Origin of the sequence: Pseudomonas extremorientalis, assembly GCF_024584605.1 — a bacterium.
Taxonomy (GTDB): domain Bacteria; phylum Pseudomonadota; class Gammaproteobacteria; order Pseudomonadales; family Pseudomonadaceae; genus Aquipseudomonas; species Aquipseudomonas extremorientalis.
Genome location: NZ_CP089519.1, coordinates 219,595 through 241,172, shown reverse-complemented (window position 1 = coordinate 241,172; position 21,578 = coordinate 219,595). Strand labels below are relative to the sequence as shown.

The following is a 21,578-nucleotide window of genomic DNA, read 5'->3' as shown; positions in this document are numbered from 1 at the left end:
GGGAGGGGGCTTGCCCCCGATGAGGCCAGAACAATCAATCAACAATCAGCCCTGCCACTTCCCGCCTTCAACAATCACACTCTCCGGCTTGGTGTCATCGCTCAGCTCTTTACGCACATACTGGTCGTACAGCTTGAGCAGGAATTTCTCCTCGCCCAACTTGGCCAGCTCGGCATTCACCCAGTCGCGCAGTTCGATGTTGCCCTTCTTCACCGCGGGTGCAATCGGCGCTTCATCACCCAGCTTTTCTTCCAGCACACGATAGCCCGGGTTCTGCTTGGCCCAGCTGAACAGCACAAGGTTGTCCTGGGCATAGGCATCACCACGGCCGGCAGACAACGCCTGCAACGACTCGGAGTTTTTCTCGAACTTGAGCAGTTTCCAGTCCGGGTGGTTCTTGGTCAGCCAGATATCAGCCGTGGTGCCGGTGGTAACGATGGTGGTGCGGGTCGCCAGGTCATCCAGGCTTTTCACCGCGCTGTCGTTGGGCACCAGGGCCTGTACCGCGACTTTCAGGTTGGGGTTGGTGAAGTCCACCGCTTCCTTGCGCTCGGGCGTTACGGTCATGTTGGCGAGGATCAGGTCGACCTTGTCGCTTTGCAGGAACGGGATACGGCTGGCCGGTTCGACGGCGACGAATTCGACTTTGTTTTCATCGCCCAGCAGGTCCTTGGCGAATTGGCGGCCGATGTCGGTATCGAAACCGACGTAGCGCCCGGCTTCGTTGACGAAACCAAAGGGCGGCTTGTCGGTGAATACACCCACGATCAGCTTGTCGCGCGCCTTGATCTTGTCGAGGTAGCTTGCGGCGGCAACCGGTTTTGCAGGCTCTTCGGCCTTTTTATCGCAGCCGACGAGCAGGGCGACGGCAAACAGTGGCAGCAGTAGTTTTTTCATATCAGCTCCAGTTCCTGGGTTTTCTTGGGCAGTGTTGAAACAAAGGAGAACTTCTCCAGGAACTGCTGCGCGCGTGCGGTTTGCGGGTTCGTAAAGAATGCCTCGGGGGTGTTGTGTTCGAGGATGCGACCGGCCTCCATGAACACCACGCGGTCGGCGACGGCGCGGGCGAAGGCCATTTCGTGGGTGACGATCAGCAGGGTCATGCCATCGCGGGCCAGGCCCTGGATCACTTCGAGCACCTCCTTGACCATCTCCGGGTCGAGGGCAGCGGTGACTTCGTCAAACAGCATGACCTGGGGGTTCATGCACAGCGAACGGACGATGGCGATGCGTTGTTGCTGGCCGCCGGAGAGCTGTCGCGGGAAAGCGTCGCGCTTGTCCGCCAGGCCGACGCGGTCCAGCAGTTTCTCGGCCTGTTCGCGGGCTTCGCGGGGGTCGCGTTTTTGCACTTTCAGCGGGCCGAGCAGGATGTTGTCGAGCACGCTCATGTGTGGGAACAGGTGGTAGCTCTGGAACACCATGCCCACGTCCTGACGCACCTGGCGCCAGTCGGTGTGTTTGTCCAACAGCTCTTTGCCGGCGAAACGCAGGCTGCCGCTGTGCGCGACTTCCAGCCCATTGAGGCAACGCAGCAAGGTGCTTTTGCCACAACCGCTGGGGCCGAGAATCACCACCACTTCACCGCTTTGCACGCTCAGGTCGATGCCCTTGAGCACCTGCGCCTCGCCAAAGAATTTGTTGAAACCCTGGAACTCGATCAATGCGTTCATGCCTGGCCCCAGCGCCGTTCCAGCACCTTGGAGGCGGCCGACAACGGGTAGCAGATAAAGAAGAAAAACAGGAACAGCACGCCGTAGATCAACACGGACTCGTAGGTGCGTTCGATGATTTGCTGGCCGACCTTGATCACGTCCACCACACCGATCAGCACCGCGAGGGAACTGGTCTTGATAATGCGCGTGTAGACATTGATGGTCGGCGGCGTCATGCGCTTGAGCGCTTGCGGCAGCAGCACGTAGCCGTACAGCTGCGGGTCGGACAGGCCAATCGACAAGCCCGCTTCACGCTGGCCACGGGGCAGCGAATGCAACGCGCCGCGCACCACCTCGCCCACTTCGCTGGCGCCCCACAGCGACAGCACCAACACCGCGCACCAGAAGCTCGGAATGCTCAAACCAAAGAAAATCGGCAAGCCGAAAAACACCAGGTACAGCCACACCAGCACCGGGATCGCGCGGAACAATTCCAGGTACACCCGCAGCACGCCGTTGATCAGGCGGTTGTTCAACGTGCGCAGTACGCCGTACAGCACGCCGCCGACGGTGCTGAAGGCGATGCTCAAGAACGAAATCGACAGGGTTTGCGCAGCGCCCTTGCCCAGTTGCGGCAACGACACCCACAGCAACTCAAGACCCGAACTGGCCATGCTGGAGCCTCCTTTCCAGGCGGCTGAGCAGCAGCGACAGCGGCAAGAACAGCAACACGCAAATCAGCGTCAGCACGGCGAGCATTTCGTAGGTCTTGTAGTAGAGCGCTATGTAGCTCTTGGTGGTGTAGAGAATCTCCGGCACCGCCACGGCGGAGACCACGGTGGTCTCTTTGAGCAGGAAGATGAAATTGGCGAATAGCGCTGGCAGGCTGAGGATGCCGGCCTGGGGCAGGATCACGTGGCGCAGCAGTTGCCAGTCGGACAGGCCGATGGACTTGCCCGACTCGATCTGCGCCAGCGGCACCGCTTCCACACCGGCGCGCAGCACTTCGGTGAGGTAGGCGCCGCCGAGGAAGGTCATGGTGATGATCGCCGCCCAAAACCCGGAGATATTGAAGCCCAGGGCCGGTAGCGCGAAGTACACGAAAAACAGCTGGATCAGCAGCGGCGTGTTACGCGCCAGCTCCACATACAGCGCCACCAGGCGCGACAGGTAAGGTGTGCGAAACACCAGCAGCGCGGCGTTGATCAGCGCCACCAGCAGGGAGGTGGCAATGGCGATCAGGCCCACTTGCAGCGTCACCCCCACGGCCTTCAGGAACGCCGGCAGGGTGCTGAGGATAAAAGCGAAATCGAAGGTCATTTCCAGTCCATGACGCCGCACGGGTAGTGCAGCGAGCGCAATCCGATCCGGTGTGGGTAACGCCGGGTAGCGCGAACTTTAAAGGTATAAAAATCAAAGTTTAAATACCCAAATAGCATATTGATATCACCCAAAAAGATAACCGCCGGATTCGCGGGTTTGGCGGGTGAGGGCTATGGTTTGGAGGTCTGAGATTCGAGGGATCGAACCATGAAGGAAGTGAAACCGATGGATCCGCAGGAGTTGGTGAAGTGGTTGATGGCGTTGCGCAGGGCGATCAATAGCAGAGCTCTCTAGATCAAAGCGGATCAAATGTGGGAGGGAGCTTGCCCCCGATGGTGGTGGCACAGAAAAAATGTGCTGACTGAACCACTGCTATCGGGGGCAAGCCCCCTCCCACATTTGGATTGCATTCCACATTCAGGGCATAAAAAAACGCCGACGCTGTACAGCCGTCGGCGTTCAAACCTTGAAGGGGGTTTGGGTTACATCAGAACGCAGGCACTACAGCACCGTTGTACTTCTTCTCGATGAAGGCTTTGACTTCCGGGCTGGTCAGGGCCTTGGACAGCTTCTGGATCGCATCGCTGTCCTTGTTGTCCGGGCGAGCCACCAGGAAGTTCACGTACGGCGAATCGGCGTGTTCGATGATCAGCGCATCCTTGGCCGGGTTCAGGCCGGCTTCCAGGGCGTAGTTGGTGTTGATCAGGTCCAGGTCAACCTGGTCCAGCACGCGTGGCAGCAGGGCCGATTCCAGCTCCTTGAATTTCAGGTGCTTGGGGTTGTCCTTGATGTCTTTTGGCGTGGCCAAGGCATTGGTCGGGTCTTTCAGGGTGATCACGCCGGCTTTCTGCAGCAGCAACAGGGCGCGACCGCTGTTGGAACCTTCGTTGGGGATGGCCACGGTGGCACCATCTTTCAGATCTTCAATTTTCTTGATCTTTTTCGAGTAGCCGCCGAACGGTTCAACGTGCACGCCGACCACTGTCACAAGGTTGGTGCCCTTGCCTTTGTTGAAGTTTTCCAGGTACGGCAGGGTCTGGAAATAGTTGGCGTCCAGGCGTTTCTCGGCAACCTGTACGTTTGGCTGTACGTAGTCGGTGAAGACTTTGATTTCCAGGTCCACGCCTTCTTTGGCGAGGGTTGGCTTGACCAGTTCGAGGATCTCGGCGTGCGGGATCGGCGTGGCGGCCACCACCAGTTTTTCGTTGGCCTGGGCGAAGCTTGCAGTCAGGGCAGCCGCCAGTGCGGTAAACAACAGAACCTTTTTCATGCAGTGTCCTTATCGGAATTCCGGGGGCGTCTCTGACGACCGTTTTTTATGTAGTGTGCCAGCGAAGTGCTATCGCGGCGTGGGAGGGACAATACCTAGATTTTTTATTCCCGAACAATATCTTTTATTCACGTTGATATTCCATTTTGTTCATGCAGGAATTTACTTAACGTTTCCCGCTCGGCGGGGCTGGCGCGCTCGAAAATCCGCCGCACCTGTTCCAGCGCAGAACCCGCCACCGGCAGATTCAAATGTTCGGGCAAAATCTCATCCCCACTGCTGACCAGCAGGGCAAAGTGAATAACGTTTTCCAGCTCGCGGGTATTGCCCGGCCAGCTGTGGTGTTCCAGCACACGCTGCGCGGCATCGCTGATCAGCGGCACCGGCAGGTCCAGGCGCTGACTGTAGATGCCCAGGAAGTATTCGGCCAGGGACAAGATGTCACCGACCCGCTCGCGCAGCGCCGGCAAATCCAACCGACCTTCGCTCAGATAGTGGAACAGGCGCTCATGGAACTTGCCGGCCGCCACGGCCTGGGCCAGGTCGATGCTGGTGGCGGCGACCAGGCGCACATCCACCGGGCTCGGCTGATGGGCACCGACACGGGTGACTTCGTGGTTTTCCAGCGCGGCCAACAGTTTCACCTGGATCGGCAGCGGTAAATCGCCGATCTCGTCCAAGTACAAGGTGCCGCCATTCGCCGAACCGAACCACCCTGCCCGGCTGCTGGCCGAACCACTGTGGCTGCCGGCGGCATAACCGAACAATTCGGCATCGGCATAGGTCGGGCTGATCGCACCGCAATTGACCGAGACAAACAGACCGGTGCGGTCGCTGCCCCGGTGAATATGCCTCGCCAGCAACTCCTTGCCGCTACCGGTCTCGCCGCGGATCAACACGGGCAAGGCACGGGGTGCGAGGCTTTCGAGGTCTTCGCGCAGCTGCCGCGAACGCGGGTCGACAAACACCAGCGCCTTGGCGCGGATGCTCAGTGGGCTTTTTTCCGCGTCGGGAAAGGTCAGCAATGGCTGGCCGTAGGTTTCATGCAGACTCATGGCAGGCTCCCGCCCCCAATCCACTCAAGGGACGGGGCGTTGAAAAAATTCAGGCAGTACGCCGGGCGTGATGCTCAAGGCGGCTTTGCAGGCGATAGAGGTAGGCGAACCCCTGTTCCCAGCGCTGGTGGCCGGACTTCACATTGATGTGCCCCGCCCCCGACAGAATGCCGGCTTCGGCGCCCCAGTTGCGGGCCAATTCCAGGGCTCGCGGGGCGCTGACAGCACTGTCGTTGTCGGAGCTGACCACCTGGCTGGGGAACGGCAACAGGTCGGTCGGGATCGGCGCAAAATTACGCAACGCAGGTGAGCAGGCGGGCCGTTCGACATCGGCCGGGGCCACCAGCAAGGCACCGCGCACCTGGCGCAGGAAGTGCACCGGCGCGGTGGCCGCCCAATGCGCCACCGTGATGCAGCCCAGGCTATGGGCGATCAGGATCACCGGCGTGCTGTCGGCTGCGATGGCCTCGGCCAGCGCAGCGACCCAATCTTCTCGACGTGGCGTCAGCCAGTCGGCCTGCTCCACGCGGGCGCTGTTGGGCAGGCTGGCCTGCCAGTGACTTTGCCAATGATCTTCTGGCGATCCTTGCCAGCCCGGCACGATCAGATAACGAATCGACTCGCTGTGCATGGGTGTGCCCTCCTGCAGCGTTTAACGTTGCTGAACAGTATAGGGACGGGTGTTATATTCGTTAAGGAATAAGAAGCTATTTATTAATAACCAAAAATTCAAAATTAATGAAGTTCAAAATGTGGGAGGGAGCTTGCTCCCGATGGCGGTGTATCAGTTACAGATTGATTGGCTGACATACTGCAATCGGGGGCAAGCCCCCTCCCACATTTGGATTGCATTTCAAGTAGCGGATTGAATCGCAGGCAAAAAAAGGCCGCACCCTGCCAAGGAAACGGCCAAAAACTTGTCGAGGCTTGTGTAACTTAACGAGCGGTAATCACCGACAGCTTGGTAATGCCCGCGCGTTCGATAGACGCCATGGCTCGCGCCACTTCGCCGTAGTTCACGCCATCATCCGCCTGCAGTTGCACCCGCACATCGGGGTCCTTGGCCTTGGCCGCCTGCAGGTTGAACTCCAGCAAGTCCGGCTGGATTTCGTCCTTGTTGATAAACAGTTTGCCGGCGCCGTCGATGCTCACCACTAGCGGGTCTTTCTGCTCCACCGGCGCGACCGCCTCAGTCTTGGGCAGGTTGATCGGAATCGCGTTGGTCAAAAGCGGCGCGGTGACGATAAACACCACCAGCAGCACCAGCATCACGTCCACCAGCGGCGTGACGTTGATCTCGCTCAGTACCTCATCGCTGTCTTGCGTGGAGAAGGCCATGTCAGGACGCCTCCTTCACTTTCTGCGGGTTAGCGGCAGTGGTTTTGTTCAGGGTCGGGTGCAGCAGCACACGGAAGGAATTTTTCTGCGCCAGGCTGTAGAAGTCGTGGGCGAAGTCATCGAGGTCGGCAGCGGTCAGCTTGAGGCGACGCAGGAAGTAGTTGTAGACCAGCACCGCCGGCACGGCGACGGCGATACCGACGCCCGTCGCAACCAGTGCCGCACCAATCGGGCCGGCCACCGTTTCGAGGCTGGCGGAACCGGCGGCACTGATGCCCTTGAGCGCTTCCATGATGCCCCACACAGTACCGAACAGGCCGATGAACGGCGAGGTGCTGCCGATACTGGCGACCACGGCCAGGCCGGTTTCCAGGGAGCGCCGCTCTCGCACGATCTGCTGGCGCAGGGCTCGCTCAAGGCGGTCCTGGTGGTTGATCGCCTGGCTCAGGTCCGTCGCGTGTGGGGTTTCGCCCACCTGGATCGCGGCGTAGCCGGCCTGGGCCACGCGGGCAGCGGCACCCGGCTGGGTTTGCGCCAGCTCGGCAGCCGAGTCGAGACTCGACGCCGCCCAGAACTGTTTATGGAACTTGCGATCCTGCGCCTTGAGGCGACCGAACTGCACGCCCTTGAGCAGGGCCAGGCCCCAGGTGGCGACCGAAAAAACCACCAGCAGCCAGATCACCGCGCTTTCGATGGATTCAAGTGGAGATGCTAATGCCATGATGTCTTCCCTCTGTGCAGGTCGCGGCGCGTGCAACACACCGCAGCCGAATAATTAGTGAATCTTGAAATCGATCGGGACGCTGACCCAGCCGTCCTGGGCCACCTCGCCCTGCTTGGCCGGCACGAAGCTCCAACGCTTCACGGCGGTCAGTGCGGCGTCATCGAGCTGCTGGCGACCGCTGCTCTTCTGGATCTGGATCTCGCCCGGCTTACCGCTGGCCAGTACATGCACCCTGAGCAACACCGTGCCTTCCCAACCACGCCGCTGGGCCAGTGACGGATACTCCGGCGCCGGGTTCTTCAAGTACGCGGCGTTGGCCGAAGCGGGCGTAACCGGAGCCGGCGCCGGTGGTGCTGGAGGCGCAGGCGGCGCGGGAGTCGGTGGCGCAGGCGGTTGCTCGGGCGGTTTCGGTGCAGGCTTGGGCTCAGGCTTTGGCACTGGCTTGGGTTTGGGTTTAGGAATCGGTTTTGGCGGCGCCGGCTTGGCGGCCAATTCATCCACCACCGGCGGCGGTGGCTCGACCACAGGCGGCGGCGGTGGCGGCACGGGCGGTGGCGGTTCCACCACCGGGGGTGCCGGCTGGGAAAATTCGATGGTCATCGGTGGAATTTCCGGCGGCACGATCGGCAACACCGGGGTCGGCTTCTGGCTCACCCAGTAGATCACCGCACCGTGCAGGGCCAGCACCAGCAGGCCGAGCAGAATACCTTCGCGACGGCTGGAGAAACGCTTCGGAGTCCTCTGCGTTCGCAGTTGTCCCAACGGCGCGCGGTGCGGCCGGCCAAGGTCGACCAACTCACCACCCGGTGCCTGGCGCCACGGCGCCTCGTGTGCACTGGCGGCGGTCTGGACATTGCCCATTGATTCACTCCCTACGGTTTTTAAGCAAAAAAACCGACAGGCCTGCTTGGAAGGCCGTCGTGGGCTGAATCATCGGCGCCAGAGGCTTATCTCTTAAAGTAACCTTTAAAGTTATACATAGACCTAAAACGAATAAATGAAACATGATGAAACGCCAAAGCCCCGTCCTGCGTGGGCTGGCGTCCAGGCGATGTTTTTCAATGCTTTCCGGGCATGAAAAATATTCGGCAAAGGCATCGTTCAGGCCGGGCTGTTAGCACACAAATCCAGCAATTGGCGTTGCAGGCTCTGCCCCGCCGCGCCGAGGCCAGTGCGTCCGTACAACGCCAGCCGCACGCCCTGCACCGCAGGCAAACCGCTGTCCGCGCCCAATACGACATGCCCGGCCTGCACCACACGCCGGGGTAACAGACTGATACCCAACCCCGCCGCCACCGCCGAACACACACTGGCCAGGCTCGCGCTGGAGTAACCGATGCGCCAGCGCCAGCCCCCCACTTCCAGATGTTGCAGCATTTCATTGCGGTACAGGCCCCCCACCGGAAAAGCCACCAACGGCAAAGGGTCGCGCCCCAGGGATGGCGTACTGCGGCTGTCCACCCAACACAACGGCTCTGGCCATGAGGCCAGGCAGTCGTCGCTGTCGCCCATCTGCTTGACCAGCAATACGTCGAACTCACCGCTACGGTACTGGCGCTGCAACTCGGGGCCAAGACCGCTGGTGACCTCCAGGCGCACCCTGGGGTACGCCAGCACAAAGGCCGATAACAGAGGCATCAGGCGTTCGGCAGCGAAGTCTTCCGGCACACCGAGGCGCAGCACGCCGTCGCTTTGCTGGTTGATCAATACGTCGGCGGCTTCCTCATGTAACGCGAGGATGCGCCGCGCATAGGCCAGGAGGCGCTCGCCTTCCGCCGTCGCCACCACACGACGTTGGTCGCGATCCAGCAGCTGGCACGCCACCGCCTCTTCCAGGCGGCGGATCTGCTGGCTGACGGTGGACTGGGTCAAGTGCAGGCGCTCTGCCGCGCGGGTGAAATTGCCGCAGTCCACCACGGCGACAAAGCTGCGCAACAACACGGGATCGAACATCGTGCTTACCATTCCATTTGCCACTGGTAGGCATGGTTATATTTAATTTCAGAATACCTCGGCGACTGTGGATACTTCACGCCTCATTTGCACACTCCGCAGGTTCTGCATGTCGCTTAACTCCTCAACCGCAGGCCGGTTCGCCGGCTGGGGCCTGCTGGTGGTCCTGGGCCTGAACCTGCGGCCGATCCTCAGTTCCATCAGCCCGTTGCTTGGCGAAATCCGCCTGGCCACCGGCCTGAGCTTCCAGAGCAGCGCCCTGCTCACCAGCCTGCCCGTGGTGTGCATGGGCCTGGTGGCGCTGGTGGGCGTGCGTGTTGAAGCGCAGCTGGGGGAACGACGCGGCATCGCCCTGGGCCTCATGATGATCCTGTTGGCGTGCCTGGCCCGCTGGCTGATGGGCCAAGGGTCGACATTGCTGGTGACTGCGTTGCTTGGCGGTGCCGGTGTGGCACTGATCCAGGCGTTGGTGCCGGCGATGATCAAGCGTGAATTCCATCACCGCGTGCCGGTGGCGATGGGCGTTTATTCGGCCTCGTTGATGGCCGGCGGCGGCCTGGCGGCGCTGCTCAGTCCGGTGGCGGCCACGTATTTCCAGCAATGGGAGGCCGGGCTGGGTGTGTGGTTGTTACCCGCGTTGGCGGCGCTGCTGCTGTGGGCCTGGTTGCCACTGGGTGCGGCAAAAAACGCGAACGTCATCCCTGCCTACAAGGGGCTGCGCAATCGCCGTGCCTGGCTGCTGGCGCTGTATTTCGGCCTGGTGAACTGCGGCTACATGAGCCTGGTGGCGTGGCTGCCGGCCTACTATCAGCAACTGGGTTGGGGCGTGTTGCCCAGTGGTTCATTGCTGGCGTTCATGACCATCTTCCAGGTGATCGCCGCGCTGTTGATGCCGGTGCTGGCACAACGCGGGATCGACCGTCGGCCGCTGCTGTGGATCAGCCTGTTGGCCCAGACCATCGGCTATCTGGGCCTATTGATCGCGCCGTTGCAGTTTCCGCACCTATGGGTGGCGCTGTGCGGCTTTGGCCTGGGAGCATGTTTTGCCCTGAGCCTGTTGCTGACCCTCGACCACCACCGCGACCCGCGCCAAGCCGGCCAACTGGCGGCGTTCGTGCAAGGCGTGGGCTTTTTGATCAACGCGATTTCGCCGTGGATGACCGGTTGGCTGCGCGAACTCACCGGCAGCTTTGTCAGCGCCTGGGTGGTGCTGACCGTGACAACGGTGGCGATGCTGGTGGTGACCCGCGTATTCAGCCCGGCCACCTATCGCACCGCCAGCGTACCGGCCTAAAAGTCGTAGCGACCGGTTACACCCAGGGTGCGAGGCGTGCCCAGCAAGCCTTCATAACCGCCGTTACCGCCGGTCCAAAGGGTGGTGTAGTAGGTTTTGTCGAAGGCGTTTTTCAGCCACAGCGACACATCCCACTGCCCCTGCTGATAGTTGCCACGCAAACCGGTAGACACGTTCACCACCGCGTACGCCGGGATCTGCCCGTAGTCCGAGTCCTCCACTGTCCCCACGGCCTTGGAGCGGAATGCATAGCTGGCAGTGACGTAGGGTTCCAGACCGTTGTCCAGGTTCCACTTGTACTCGCCATTGGCATTGGCGATCCATTTCGACGCGCCCACCACCTGATGCCCTGTCAGGTCACAGGAGGCCGGGGCACCCGGGCGCAAGCTGACTTCCGGTGGGCACGGGGCGTCCTTGTAGGACAGGTAGCTCACATCGTTGAACGAGCCATTCACGTTCAGCGTCAGTCCTTTGATGGGAACCAGGGTGCTTTCCACTTCCACCCCACGCGAACGTACGGAGCCTGCGTTGGTCAGGTACTGCACCCGGTTGTCCTGATCATAGGCGTTGGTCTGGTAGCCATTGACCTGGGTCCAGAACAGGTTGGCATTGAGTTGCAGGCGTCGGTCCCACAGCGTGCTTTTAAAGCCCAGTTCAGCGTTGTTGGCCCTTTCGGTGCCGACCAGCAGCGAATCCGCGCCGGCCGTTGGCGCCGAACCCACCGCCAGGTTGACCCCACCGGATTTCTCGCCATGGGACAGGGTCGCATAGCCCAGCAGGTTTTCATTGAAGCGGTAACTGAGGTTCAGCAGGCCCGAAGGGCTGGTGCTGTACTGGTTGAGGTCTGCGGAGTCGTAGGCCCCGGCACGCCCACGCCGAGCCGTAGCGGCCGCGCCCGTGACAGCCGCGCCACCCACCGGCGCATTGCGAGTCACCCAGGCGCTTTTCTCTTCATAAGTACCCCGCAGACCGGCGGTGAAATCCAGGCGCTCGGTGAGGTGCCAGGTCCCTTGGGCAAACAGCGCGAAGCTGTCGGTGCGGATGTGCCCGTTGCCCACACTGCTCACGTTGGCGAGCGCCCCCGTCGCCGTGCCGTTCCAGATGTCGGCCTGGGGTCCGTAATAGGCGAAGGACTTGTTGTTCAGGGAGTTACCGAAGTAATAGGCACCCAGCACGTAATCGAAAAATCCGCCGGTCGGCGAAGCCAGGCGAAACTCCTGGGACCACTGCTTATCTTCCACCGACACCCCGGCGTTATAGGACGCCGGCACATTGAGGCCATCATCATTGCGCGGTGTGAAATTCCACCAGCGGTAGGCGCTGACCGAGGTCAGGGTGAAATCACTCGGCAGCGTCCAGTTGGCTTCCAGGGACGTACCGCCCTGGAACACCGTGACATGCTGGTCGTTGTCCAGATTGACCTTGCGGTGGGTGCCGTCCACCAGCGTTGCGCCAGCCGCCGCAGCGCGTGACTCATAGAGGTTGGTGCCATTGATCGTGGGCCCGGTGCTGTAGAGCACGCGGGTGCCGGCGCTGGAATCCTCTTCGTTGTAATCGCCAATCCAGCGCAGGTTGAACGTATCGCTCGGCTTGTACAGCAGTTGCCCGCGAAAGCCCTGGCGTGAACCACCATTGAGATCATGGCCGTCGTGCTCGTTCTTGATGTCGCCATCGCTGCGCGTGCGATACGCCGAAAAACGTCCCGCCAGATCATCGGTGAGCGGGCCGGAAACCGTGCCCTTGGTCTGGAAATAGCCATCTTCGCCCAACGACGTCTCGATGCTGCGCTCCGGGGTAAAACTGGGCGCACGGGTACTGATATTGATGACCCCGGCAGTGGTGTTCTTGCCGAACAACGTACCCTGGGGGCCGCGCAATACCTCGAGCTGTTCGATGTCCATCAGGTCGAACACCGCCATCCCCGGCCGGCCGAGATAGACGTTGTCGATATACAACCCCACGCTGCCTTCCAGGCCATCGCTGGCCGGGTTGTTGCCCAGGCCACGGATTGACACGCTGGACTGGCGCGCATGCATGTAGGCAACGTTGACGCTGGGCACCAGTTGTTGCAAATCCTGGATGCGGTAGACCCGTTGGCTCTCCAGTGCCTGGCCGCCAACCACGCTCATCGGCGTCGGCACCTCCTGCGCGCTTTCGGTACGACGGCGTGCCGTCACCGTGACGGTTTCCAGTTGGCCGCTGGCGCTTTCGCCCTCAGGTTCAGGGGAGATCACCTCGGCCGCGTGACTGGACGACCAACTGGCGCTGCCGGCCAGCAACAAGGCCAGCGGCAGACGCTTGAGCCTCCAGGAAGAGCAAGGTACAGCGGGCTTGAACACACTCATAAGCGGCTCCGTAACCAGGAAATACTCATCGATACATATTCCCCAAGGTTATTTATTTATGTTTTTTAGAACATTTACTGCATAAGAGATAGCCTTTATAAGGAGTCGACCTAATGCATAGCCAATGCATTTCCCCGATATTTTTGATGTGAAAAATGCATATCGATTTGCGCCAGCTCCGCCACTTCATCGCCCTCGCCGAACAACGCAGTTTTGTGGCGGCGGCGTTGACCGTGAACCTGTCGCAATCGGCGTTCAGCCGCAGCATCCAGGCCCTGGAACATGCCGCCGGCTGCCAACTGGTGGACCGCGGTCGCAAGGACCTGGCGCCCACCAAACAAGGCCAGGTGCTACTGGAGCATGCCCGGCGCCTGGTCAGCGGTGCCCAGCAACTGGCCAACGAGATCAGCCAGTTCAATGGGTTGGAGGCCGGTGAGCTGCGCTTTGGGTGTGGCCCCGCACCTGCGGCCGGGTTGATTCCCCGCGCCATTGGCAGCTTTATCGGGCGCTACCCGAAGGCACGCGTGCTGTTCCAGGTAGATGACTGGCAAAGCCTGGGCAAGCGCCTGCTCAGCGAGGAGTTCGAATTCTTTGTCGCTGATACCCGTCACTTCGAAGCCAACCCTGACTATCACACCCATCGCTTGCGTCCACGCCGCTGGAATTTCTGCTGCCGCGCCGGCCATCCCCTGGCCGGTCGCGAGAGCGTGAGCGCCGCAGAGTTGATGAGTTATCCACTGGCCGTGACGATCCGCCCGCCCAACCTGCGCAAGGTCATCGTCGACCTCAGCGGACGCCCCGATTACCTGCCCAATGTGGAGTGCGAAAACGGCTACAGCTTGATGGGTGTGGTATTGCGCTCCGATGCCATTGGTATCGTCAGTGCCAACAGCGATGTGCTGCACATGGCCCGAGGCGAATTGGTGTGTTTGAAGATCGACGGACTCGCCGAAGACCTGGAGGAGCGTTTCACCCGCTACGGTATCGTCAGCCGCGCAGGGTACCGGTTATCACCACTGGCGGAGGCGATGATCGAGCAGATCAAGGAGATTGATGCGCTGGATGAGGATGTGTGTGCGCTGGAGAATTTCGCTGTCTGAACTGATGCCATCGGGGGCAAGCCCCCTCCCACTTTTTGAATGCATTTCAAGTGTGGGAGGGGGCTTGTCCCCGATAACGCCTGCAGCAACGCCCATGCATGGCCTGCATGAAACCCAGTCCCCAAATGCACTTGCCAGCCCCGGCGCAAAGGACGAAAAAAGCCCCCTGTCCTCCGTTCGGTAAACCCTCATGCCTCAACCAAAACCTGTACGCAATGTGCTGTACATCATGTGCGACCAACTGCGCCGCGATTACCTGTCGTGCTACGGCCACGCTCATTTGCACACGCCGAATATCGACCGTCTCGCCGCCGCCGGTGTGCGATTCGGCCGTGCCTACACCCAGGGCACCATTTGCGGACCGTCGCGGATGTCGGCCTATACAGGACGCTATGTCAGCAGCCACCAGGTGGCTTGGAACGGGGTGCCGCTGCCGTTGGAAGAGTTGACGATCGGCGATTATCTGCGCCCCCACGGCATCCGCACCGCGCTGGTAGGCAAGACCCACGCCACGCCAAACCTGGACGCTTTGCAGCGCCTGAAGATCGACCCCCACGGCGCCCAGGCCGAGCCACTGAACGAGGTCGGTTTTGAAGCGTATATGCGTCACGACGGGATTTACCCTGACAGCCCGTTGTTCGACGACAAGCGCGAGTCCGCGCCCTACACGCATTACCTGCGCGAACAAGGCTACAACGGCACCAACCCATGGCATGACTGGGCCAACGCCGCAGAAGGTCAGGACGGTGAGCTACTCAGCGGCTGGCACATGCGCAATGCCGGGCTACCGGCGCGGGTAGCCGAGGCGCATTCGGAAACCGTCTACACCACCGACCGCGCCATCGACTTTATCCACGAACAAGCCGAGCAGCCGTGGTGCCTGCACCTGTCCTATATCAAGCCGCATTGGCCTTACATCGCCCCCGCGCCGTACCACGCGCTGTATGGCGCCGAGCACATCCAGGCGCCCATCCAGCCGGGGCAACCCAGCGATCACCCGGTTTATCAAGCGTTTCGCCAGCACCAGGAAAGCCTCAACTTTTCCCGTGACGAGGTACGCCTCACGGTGATCCCGACCTACATGGGGCTGATCAAACAGATCGACGATCAACTCGGGCGGCTGTTCGATGTTCTGCAAAGCAATGGGCGCTGGGACGACACGCTGATCGTGTTCACCAGCGACCATGGCGATTTCCTTGGCGATCATTTCCTCGGGGAGAAAGAATTCCTGCTGGAGCCGGCCGTAGGCGTCCCGTTGATTGTGCGCGACCCACGCGCCAGTGCCGATGCCAGCCGTGGCACATTCGACGACCGCCTGGTGGAAACCATTGATGCGCTGCCGACCTTCCTCGACGCCCTGGGGCTGCCTGCTGCCGACCACCGCCTGGAAGGCCACTCACTGATCCCACTGTTGCACCGTACGCAAAGCGCCTGGCGACGCTACGCCATCGCCGAATACGACTACGCCTTCCAGGCCCCGGCCCGTGAACGGTTGGAGCAGCCCATCGACCGTTGCCGCATGACGATGGTGCGCAGCGAACGCTGGAAATACCTGGCGTACGATGGCTTTCGCCCACAGCTGTTCGACCTGGAAAACGACCCGCAGGAACTGCATGACCTGGGGGCCGACCCGGCGTACGCCGACGTGCGCGAAACCCATTCGGGCTATCTGTTCGAATGGCTGCGCGGCCTGAAGCGGCGCACCACCATCAGCCACATAGAGATCGATCTGCGTGGCCAACGGTTTCGTTATGGAGAGCCGGAAACAGACAAGGTGGTGCAGATCGGCGTGTGGTGATCACACACCCTTGGTGGTCTTGCTGGCCTGCCCGTGCACGCTCACCGGCACATCGCCCTTGAGCGTGACCCGGCGCACGATACGCTCCTGGGTGCCATAGTCATCCACTGCGTAATGCTGGGTGGCGCGGTTGTCCCAGATCGCTACATCACCGGTGCTCCAACGCCAGCGCACGGTGTTTTCCAGGCGGGTGACGTAGCTCTGCAACAGGTTGAACAGCTGCGCCGAATCTGCCTGGGAGTATCCTTTGAGGCGCTTGACGAAGTGTCCCAGCAACAAGGTTTTCTCGCCGCTGACCGGATGTACGCGCACCACCGGGTGTTCGGTTTCGTAGACAGTGGAGGTGAACACTTTGCGGTATTCCTCCAGCGTCTCCACCGACACATCCGGCTTGCGCGCGGCGTAGTCGTATTCGTTGCTGTGCACCGCCCACAGGTTGTCCGCCAGGGCTCGCAGCTCGACGCTGAGGTCATTGTAGGCGCTGGATGTGTTGGCCCAGACCGTGTCGCCGCCGGACCTGGGTGCCAGCACCGAACGCAGGATCGAAGCCTTGGGGTAGGCGTCGACAAAGGTCACGTCGGTGTGCCAGGAGTTGGCGCGCTGGCCACGACCGCCGTCCAGCTCCATCAGGAAACGGGTGCCGTCGCGCACTGGTACGGTCGGGTGGGCAATCGGTTCGCCCAGCATGTGCGCAAAAGCTTCCTGGCTCTGGTCATCAAGGTGGGTCTGCTCGCGGAAGAAGATCACCTTGTACTGCACCAGGGCCTGCTGGATGGCCTCGACGGTAGCGGCATCCAGGTCGCCGGACAGTCTGACCCCACGGATCTCGGCGCCAATGCGCCCGCCGACGGGGTGAATGTCCAGCGCTTGGGCGATGGGTTGAACAGCGAATGCGGCATTGCTCATTGTGGTGACCCTCATGTGCCTGATGGTGGGAACGCTTTCCGACAACGCTCTATTCATATGCAATTTTGATCTAGCAGATGAATGAATGCTTCGTTGACGGAATAAGAGCTTGCATTTAAAACCTCAGCTCCCTCGGTCGCAAATGCCTTCGACCTATTTTTAAAATGCCGGGAAAGCATATGGATCTTCGCCAACTGCGCTATTTCATCGCCCTCAACGAACACCGCAGTTTTGTGCGTGCCGCGGACGCCATGGGCATCACCCAACCCGCGTTCAGCCGCAGTATCCAAAGCCTGGAACATGAGTTCGGCTGCGTATTGGTGGACCGTGGCAACAAGGACTTGCGCCCCACTCCCGAGGGCCAGGTAGTGCTGCAACATGCGCTGAGCCTGGTGCACGGTGCCGCCTTGCTGAGCAGTGAAGTCACCCGCATGACCAAGCTCGATGCCGGCGACCTGCGCTTCGGCACCGGACCGGCGCCCGCCGTGAAACTGGTACCCGATGCGGTGGCGCGCTTTATCACTGCACACCCGAAGATCCGGACCAGTTTCCAGGTGGATAACTGGGAAAAACTCAGCCGCGCTCTGAGCCGCGAAGAAATCGAGTTCTTCATTGCCGACATCCGCCAGTTCGAAAACGATCCAAACTTCCAGACCCGCGCGCTGAGCCCCAAGCGTGGTGTATTTTTTTGCCGTCCGGACCACCCGCTGCTGGCCAAGGACAGCCTGTCGACCAACGACATGTTCGACTATCCGCTGGCGTCGCCGCTGATCTCCCAGGGCATTCGCAAACTGCTGGCGAACCTCAGCGGGCGCATGGACTTTTCACCCAGCATCCAGACCGAGCACTTCCCGGCGCTGGTGAAGATCGTGCTGCAGTCCAATGCCATTGGCGTGGGCACCGAAGAAGCATTTGCCGAAGACATCGCCCGTGGCTCCCTGGTGGTGCTGCACTGGCGCAACCTGCCGCAGAACATGGACACCATGAGTGCGCGGTGCGGGGTGGTCAGCCGCACCGGCTCGCGCCTGTCGCCGGCGGCGAAGGCAATGATCGAGACGCTGGTACAAGTCGACCGCCAAGACGTGAGCGTGGCGGTCTGACGTCGCTTAGAGACCCGCCGCCTGCAGATTCGGCGCCACCCAGTCACTGACCTGGAAGGACTTGCGAATCAGCCGCTCCTTGGTCGCCAGGTCTACCGACTCCTGCAATTTGCCGAGGAACACCGGGTCGAGGGTCGAGGGGAACAGCTCGCTGAGCTTCTCGTTTTTCAGGTCATTGCTCAGGATGATCGGTGGGTAACTGGCCAGCCCCGACACCAGGTCGATATAGGCTTGCTTGTTGTTGTCATCGGTCAACCACTGCACTGCTTGCTGCTGGGCCTTGAGCAACTTGGCCACGACATCGGGGTGCTCATCGACGAACTTGCCACTGCCCACCAATACAGCCTGGATGCTGCCAGCGCCGCCGAGGTCCTTGGTGGTCAGTGGCAATTCGGCCAAGCCCTTGGCCTGCAGCGCACTGAGGCTAGAACTGCCCCAAGTGGCATCGATCTGCCTGGCAGCCAGGGCGGCGCTCGCGGCGCTGAAATCCAGATTGATTACTTTCAGGTCTTTTTCACTCAGGCCCTGGCTGGCCAGGGCGCTGTCGAACGAGAGTTGAGTGGCCGTGCCGCGAAACACCGCAACGCGCTTGCCCTTGAGGTCCTGCAGGGTCTTGATGCCAGAGCCGGGAACCACGCCCAGATACTGTTTGACGCCGCGTGCCGAAGCACTGAGCAGGCGGGTGTCCAAGCCATTGGAGCGACCGATGATCGCCGCCAGGTCGCCCAGGTAGGCCAGGTCCAGTTGACCGTTGGCGAAGGCCTCGTTGATCACCGGTCCTGCGCCCTTGAAGTAATTCCACTGGATCTTGATGCCTTGGTCGGCAAAGGCTTTCTCGAAGATCTGCTGGTCGCGCAACACATCCGTGATACCACCACCACTGTGCTGGCTCCCCGCGCTGAGGTCGGGTACGGCAATGCGGATTTCCTTGAGTTCGGCGGCCTGGACCCAACCGGCCAGGGCGGTACCCGCGAACAATGCAATCAAGCGTTTAAAGGGCAGTTTCATAAGCGCAGCTCCTGTGGGCGACGGTCGTCCGGGGAGCAGAAAGTAGGCACAACCTACACAAAACTTTAAATACTATAAATTCACAATTTAATAGCTTTTAGAACTATAAGGCTTAAAACGCCGACCCTTGGGGCCTATGCAAGAACAGCATTGAAAATATTCTCCGAATGCATTGGATGCGTGCTCGGCTGAGGCATTAAATGCATTTTCTTATCCCCCAATCATCTTGATTGCGTTTTTGTAAGATCAAAATCACATAACGCCATCGGCGACAACGGAGGTCATCCATGGCCCGAATATCACTGTTGAGCCTGCCTCTGGCCGCTCCCCGTCATGATCGGGCGCACCGCTGGCCGAAACTGGGAGAACGGTTATTGCCCTGGCTGTTGCCCTTGGCGCTGTTCGCGCTGTGGTGGCTGGCCAGCCACAATCACTGGATGAGCGAGCAGATTCTGCCACCACCCTCACTGGTGTGGAGCAGCGCTGTGGAATTGGCCGGTGGCGAGTTGTGGGCTCACCTGGCAATCAGTGTTCAGCGCTTGTTCTGGGGACTCCTGGCGGGCATCGGCGCCGGGGCGTTGCTGGGTGCCCTGCTGGGGTTCAGCGCCCGTGTCGAGCGCGTGGTATTCCCCACGTTCAGCGCTTTGGCGCAAGTGCCAACACTGGCCTGGATCCCCCTGTTCATGGTGTTTTTCGGCATCGGCGAAACCTTGAAGCTGGTGGTGCTGGTGAAGGCAATCGTAGTGCCCGTCACCCTGCATGTACTGGTCGGCGTGCGTGATGCCCAGCCCCACCTGCGTGAAGCCGCCCGCGTGCTGCGCCTGCCCACTCACCTGCTGATTCGTCGGCTGATCCTGCCGGCCGCGCTCCCCGCGTTCATGGCCGGCGTACGCCTCGCGCTGGCCGCCGGCTGGACCTCATTGCTGGCCGTGGAGTTGTTGGCGTCCAGCGAAGGCATTGGTTACTTGATGGTATGGGCTCGCCAGTTGTTCATGCTCGATATCGTTTTCGTGTGCATCGTGGTGATCGGCGTGTTGGGCGTGGTGATGGATCGCGGCATCGGCTGGCTGGACCGCAAATGGGTGCACTGGCCCCATCCGGCGACGGCACAGATTCCTCAGGGCCCCCGCTATCAAGGCTGGCAACGCCTGCAGCCTTGGCTGTTGCCGCTGCTGTTGCTGGCGTTATGGCAACTGGCAACCCAGCAGGATTGGGTGGATGCGAACATTCTGGTCAGCCCATGGACAGTCCTGCACACCACCGTGACGGGCGTGCTGGATGGCAGCCTGTCCGGTGCCCTGGGCAAAAGCCTGGGCCGTACGCTGGGCGGCTTGATCCTCGGCACCAGCCTGGGGTTTGCCATGGGCCTGTGGCTGGGATTGTCGCGGCGCAGCGAGCGCGTACTCGGGCCGACGCTGTCTGCGCTGCGCCAGATTGCGATCTTCGCCTGGGTACCGTTGCTCACCGCGTGGTTCGGACTGGGCGAGTTGGCCAAGGGGGTGTTTATCGCCCTCGCCGCGTTCTTCCCGTTATTTATCGCCACCCAGCGCAGCGTATTGAACCTGTCACCCCAACTGCGCGAGGCGGCGCAGGTGCTGCGCCTGAACCTGTTCCAGCGCCTGCGCCGCCTGGTGTTGCCCGGCGCTGCGACGGGGATTTTCGCCGGCCTGCGCCTGAGCCTGATCTATGCCTGGCTGGGCACCATCGGCGCTGAGTATTTCATGCCCTCCAACGGCGGCATCGGCAGCCTGATGATCGGCGCTCAACAGTTGCTGCGCATGGACCTGATCATGAGCGGCATGCTTCTGGTCGGCCTCACTGGCGCCGCCCTCAACCTTATCGGCCAACGCATCGAAACCCGCGCTACCCGCTGGAGACACGCATGAACGCACCTATCGTCCGCTTCAACCATGTGGGCAAGAGCTTTGACGTCGACGGTGTCGAGCTGGAAGCCATCCGTGAATTCAACCTGGAGATTGCCGAAGGCGAATTCGTCGCGATTGTCGGTTCCAGCGGGTGCGGCAAATCCACCCTGTTGCGCCTGCTGGTGGGCCTGGACACACAGTTCCACGGCCAGATCCAGGTGGACGGCAAAGCCGTCAGTGGCATCGGCCGTGAGCGCGGCATTGTGTTCCAGGAACACCGCTTGTTTCCCTGGCTGACCGTGGAGCAAAACATTGGGCTGGGGCTGGTCAACGAACCATCAGGCGACGCCGAGCGCAGCCAACGGGTCCATGATTTTATCGAGCTGGTCGGCCTGGCCGACTTTACGCGTGCCTACCCCCATCAGCTCTCCGGCGGCATGGCGCAACGCGTGGCAATTGCCCGCGGCCTGGTGGCCAGCCCACGTATCCTGCTGCTGGACGAGCCATTCGGCGCCCTCGATGCGCTGACACGCCAGCAGATGCAGGATGAACTACTGGCGATTCGCGCCCGCGCCAGGATCACGACAGTGCTGGTGACCCACGACGTGGAAGAAGCGATCTTCCTCGCCGACCGCGTCGTGGTGATGGAGCCAAGGCCAGGCCGGATCAAACAAGTGGTGCAAGTCACCCTGCCCCATCCGCGCCAACGCAGCAGTTTCGAGTTCCATCAATTACGTGAGGAGCTGTTGCACGAACTGACCAACGATGACCATTACCAGCCCCCTGTGCGCGAACAGATCCGCAACCTGCCCCTGGCCTTTATTGCCTGCTGAATGAGGAGTGCCTT

The 21,578-nt window shown here is 61.1% G+C and carries 20 protein-coding genes; 6 read left to right on the top strand and 14 right to left on the bottom strand.

What is annotated here, in order from left to right:
* Window positions 1-45: 45 nt before the first annotated feature.
* The 11 genes from LUU92_RS01100 to LUU92_RS01050 all read right to left on the bottom strand — a co-directional run bounded on the left by LUU92_RS01100 (window position 46) and on the right by LUU92_RS01050 (window position 9,315).
* Window positions 46-897 (bottom strand): transporter substrate-binding domain-containing protein, encoded by an 852-nt coding sequence (locus LUU92_RS01100; RefSeq protein WP_257103035.1) that lies wholly within the window; start codon window positions 895-897, stop codon window positions 46-48.
* The gene (locus LUU92_RS01095) at window positions 894-1,670 is read right to left on the bottom strand and encodes an amino acid ABC transporter ATP-binding protein (protein WP_257103034.1); all 777 of its coding nucleotides are present in this window, start codon (window positions 1,668-1,670) and stop codon (window positions 894-896) included. Before LUU92_RS01095 ends, LUU92_RS01100 begins: the two co-directional genes overlap by 4 nt.
* Window positions 1,667-2,326, bottom strand: coding sequence for an amino acid ABC transporter permease (locus tag LUU92_RS01090; RefSeq protein ID WP_071492527.1), 660 nt, complete (start codon window positions 2,324-2,326; stop codon window positions 1,667-1,669). The genes LUU92_RS01095 and LUU92_RS01090 overlap by 4 nt, the downstream gene beginning before the upstream one ends.
* Entirely contained in the window at window positions 2,307-2,972 is a 666-nt protein-coding gene (locus LUU92_RS01085; protein WP_003187615.1) for an amino acid ABC transporter permease, read from the bottom strand. The genes LUU92_RS01090 and LUU92_RS01085 overlap by 20 nt, the downstream gene beginning before the upstream one ends.
* A gap of 490 nt (window positions 2,973-3,462) precedes the next feature.
* Window positions 3,463-4,245, bottom strand: coding sequence for a MetQ/NlpA family ABC transporter substrate-binding protein (locus tag LUU92_RS01080; protein WP_071492528.1), 783 nt, complete (start codon window positions 4,243-4,245; stop codon window positions 3,463-3,465).
* Window positions 4,246-4,373: 128 nt separating this feature from the next.
* On the bottom strand, window positions 4,374-5,300 hold the full coding sequence (locus LUU92_RS01075) for a sigma 54-interacting transcriptional regulator (protein ID WP_058424836.1): 927 nt from the start codon (window positions 5,298-5,300) through the stop codon (window positions 4,374-4,376).
* Window positions 5,301-5,349: 49 nt separating this feature from the next.
* Complete coding sequence (locus LUU92_RS01070) at window positions 5,350-5,931, bottom strand: alpha/beta hydrolase (RefSeq protein ID WP_071492529.1); 582 nt, start codon at window positions 5,929-5,931, stop codon at window positions 5,350-5,352.
* A gap of 305 nt (window positions 5,932-6,236) precedes the next feature.
* On the bottom strand, window positions 6,237-6,638 hold the full coding sequence (locus LUU92_RS01065; protein ID WP_010565408.1) for an ExbD/TolR family protein: 402 nt from the start codon (window positions 6,636-6,638) through the stop codon (window positions 6,237-6,239).
* A 1-nt stretch (window position 6,639) separates the two neighbouring features.
* Complete coding sequence (locus LUU92_RS01060; RefSeq protein ID WP_130898165.1) at window positions 6,640-7,362, bottom strand: MotA/TolQ/ExbB proton channel family protein; 723 nt, start codon at window positions 7,360-7,362, stop codon at window positions 6,640-6,642.
* A gap of 51 nt (window positions 7,363-7,413) precedes the next feature.
* On the bottom strand, window positions 7,414-8,223 hold the full coding sequence (locus LUU92_RS01055) for an energy transducer TonB (protein ID WP_071489784.1): 810 nt from the start codon (window positions 8,221-8,223) through the stop codon (window positions 7,414-7,416).
* Window positions 8,224-8,463: 240 nt separating this feature from the next.
* On the bottom strand, window positions 8,464-9,315 hold the full coding sequence (locus LUU92_RS01050) for a LysR family transcriptional regulator (protein ID WP_071489783.1): 852 nt from the start codon (window positions 9,313-9,315) through the stop codon (window positions 8,464-8,466).
* A 109-nt stretch (window positions 9,316-9,424) separates the two neighbouring features.
* Between LUU92_RS01050 and LUU92_RS01045 the strand changes: the two genes are divergently transcribed.
* The gene (locus tag LUU92_RS01045; protein ID WP_071489782.1) at window positions 9,425-10,609 is read left to right on the top strand and encodes a CynX/NimT family MFS transporter; all 1,185 of its coding nucleotides are present in this window, start codon (window positions 9,425-9,427) and stop codon (window positions 10,607-10,609) included.
* On the opposite strand, the gene LUU92_RS01040 is transcribed toward LUU92_RS01045, so the two are convergent.
* Window positions 10,606-12,954, bottom strand: coding sequence for a TonB-dependent receptor (locus LUU92_RS01040; protein WP_257103033.1), 2,349 nt, complete (start codon window positions 12,952-12,954; stop codon window positions 10,606-10,608). The genes LUU92_RS01045 and LUU92_RS01040 overlap by 4 nt on opposite strands.
* A gap of 155 nt (window positions 12,955-13,109) precedes the next feature.
* Here LUU92_RS01040 and LUU92_RS01035 point away from each other — a divergent pair, with 155 nt between their 5' ends.
* Window positions 13,110-14,054, top strand: coding sequence for a LysR family transcriptional regulator (locus LUU92_RS01035; RefSeq protein WP_092248643.1), 945 nt, complete (start codon window positions 13,110-13,112; stop codon window positions 14,052-14,054).
* Window positions 14,055-14,244: 190 nt separating this feature from the next.
* Entirely contained in the window at window positions 14,245-15,852 is a 1,608-nt protein-coding gene (locus LUU92_RS01030; RefSeq protein ID WP_257103032.1) for an alkaline phosphatase family protein, read from the top strand.
* On the opposite strand, the gene LUU92_RS01025 is transcribed toward LUU92_RS01030, so the two are convergent.
* Window positions 15,853-16,758: a TauD/TfdA dioxygenase family protein gene (locus tag LUU92_RS01025; protein WP_257103031.1), complete on the bottom strand. Its 906-nt coding sequence runs from the start codon at window positions 16,756-16,758 to the stop codon at window positions 15,853-15,855.
* 179 nt (window positions 16,759-16,937) lie between these two features.
* On the opposite strand from LUU92_RS01025, the gene LUU92_RS01020 reads away from it, so the two are divergent.
* Window positions 16,938-17,858, top strand: a complete 921-nt coding sequence (locus tag LUU92_RS01020) for a LysR family transcriptional regulator (RefSeq protein ID WP_257103030.1) — start codon at window positions 16,938-16,940, stop codon at window positions 17,856-17,858.
* Between the two features lie 6 nt (window positions 17,859-17,864).
* On the opposite strand, the gene LUU92_RS01015 is transcribed toward LUU92_RS01020, so the two are convergent.
* Window positions 17,865-18,866: an ABC transporter substrate-binding protein gene (locus tag LUU92_RS01015; RefSeq protein ID WP_071489776.1), complete on the bottom strand. Its 1,002-nt coding sequence runs from the start codon at window positions 18,864-18,866 to the stop codon at window positions 17,865-17,867.
* Window positions 18,867-19,153: 287 nt separating this feature from the next.
* Here LUU92_RS01015 and LUU92_RS01010 point away from each other — a divergent pair, with 287 nt between their 5' ends.
* Both LUU92_RS01010 and LUU92_RS01005 read left to right on the top strand, forming a co-directional pair.
* Window positions 19,154-20,752 (top strand): ABC transporter permease, encoded by a 1,599-nt coding sequence (locus tag LUU92_RS01010; protein WP_093121785.1) that lies wholly within the window; start codon window positions 19,154-19,156, stop codon window positions 20,750-20,752.
* The gene (locus LUU92_RS01005; protein ID WP_092248659.1) at window positions 20,749-21,564 is read left to right on the top strand and encodes an ABC transporter ATP-binding protein; all 816 of its coding nucleotides are present in this window, start codon (window positions 20,749-20,751) and stop codon (window positions 21,562-21,564) included. The genes LUU92_RS01010 and LUU92_RS01005 overlap by 4 nt, the downstream gene beginning before the upstream one ends.
* Window positions 21,565-21,578: the final 14 nt, after the last annotated feature.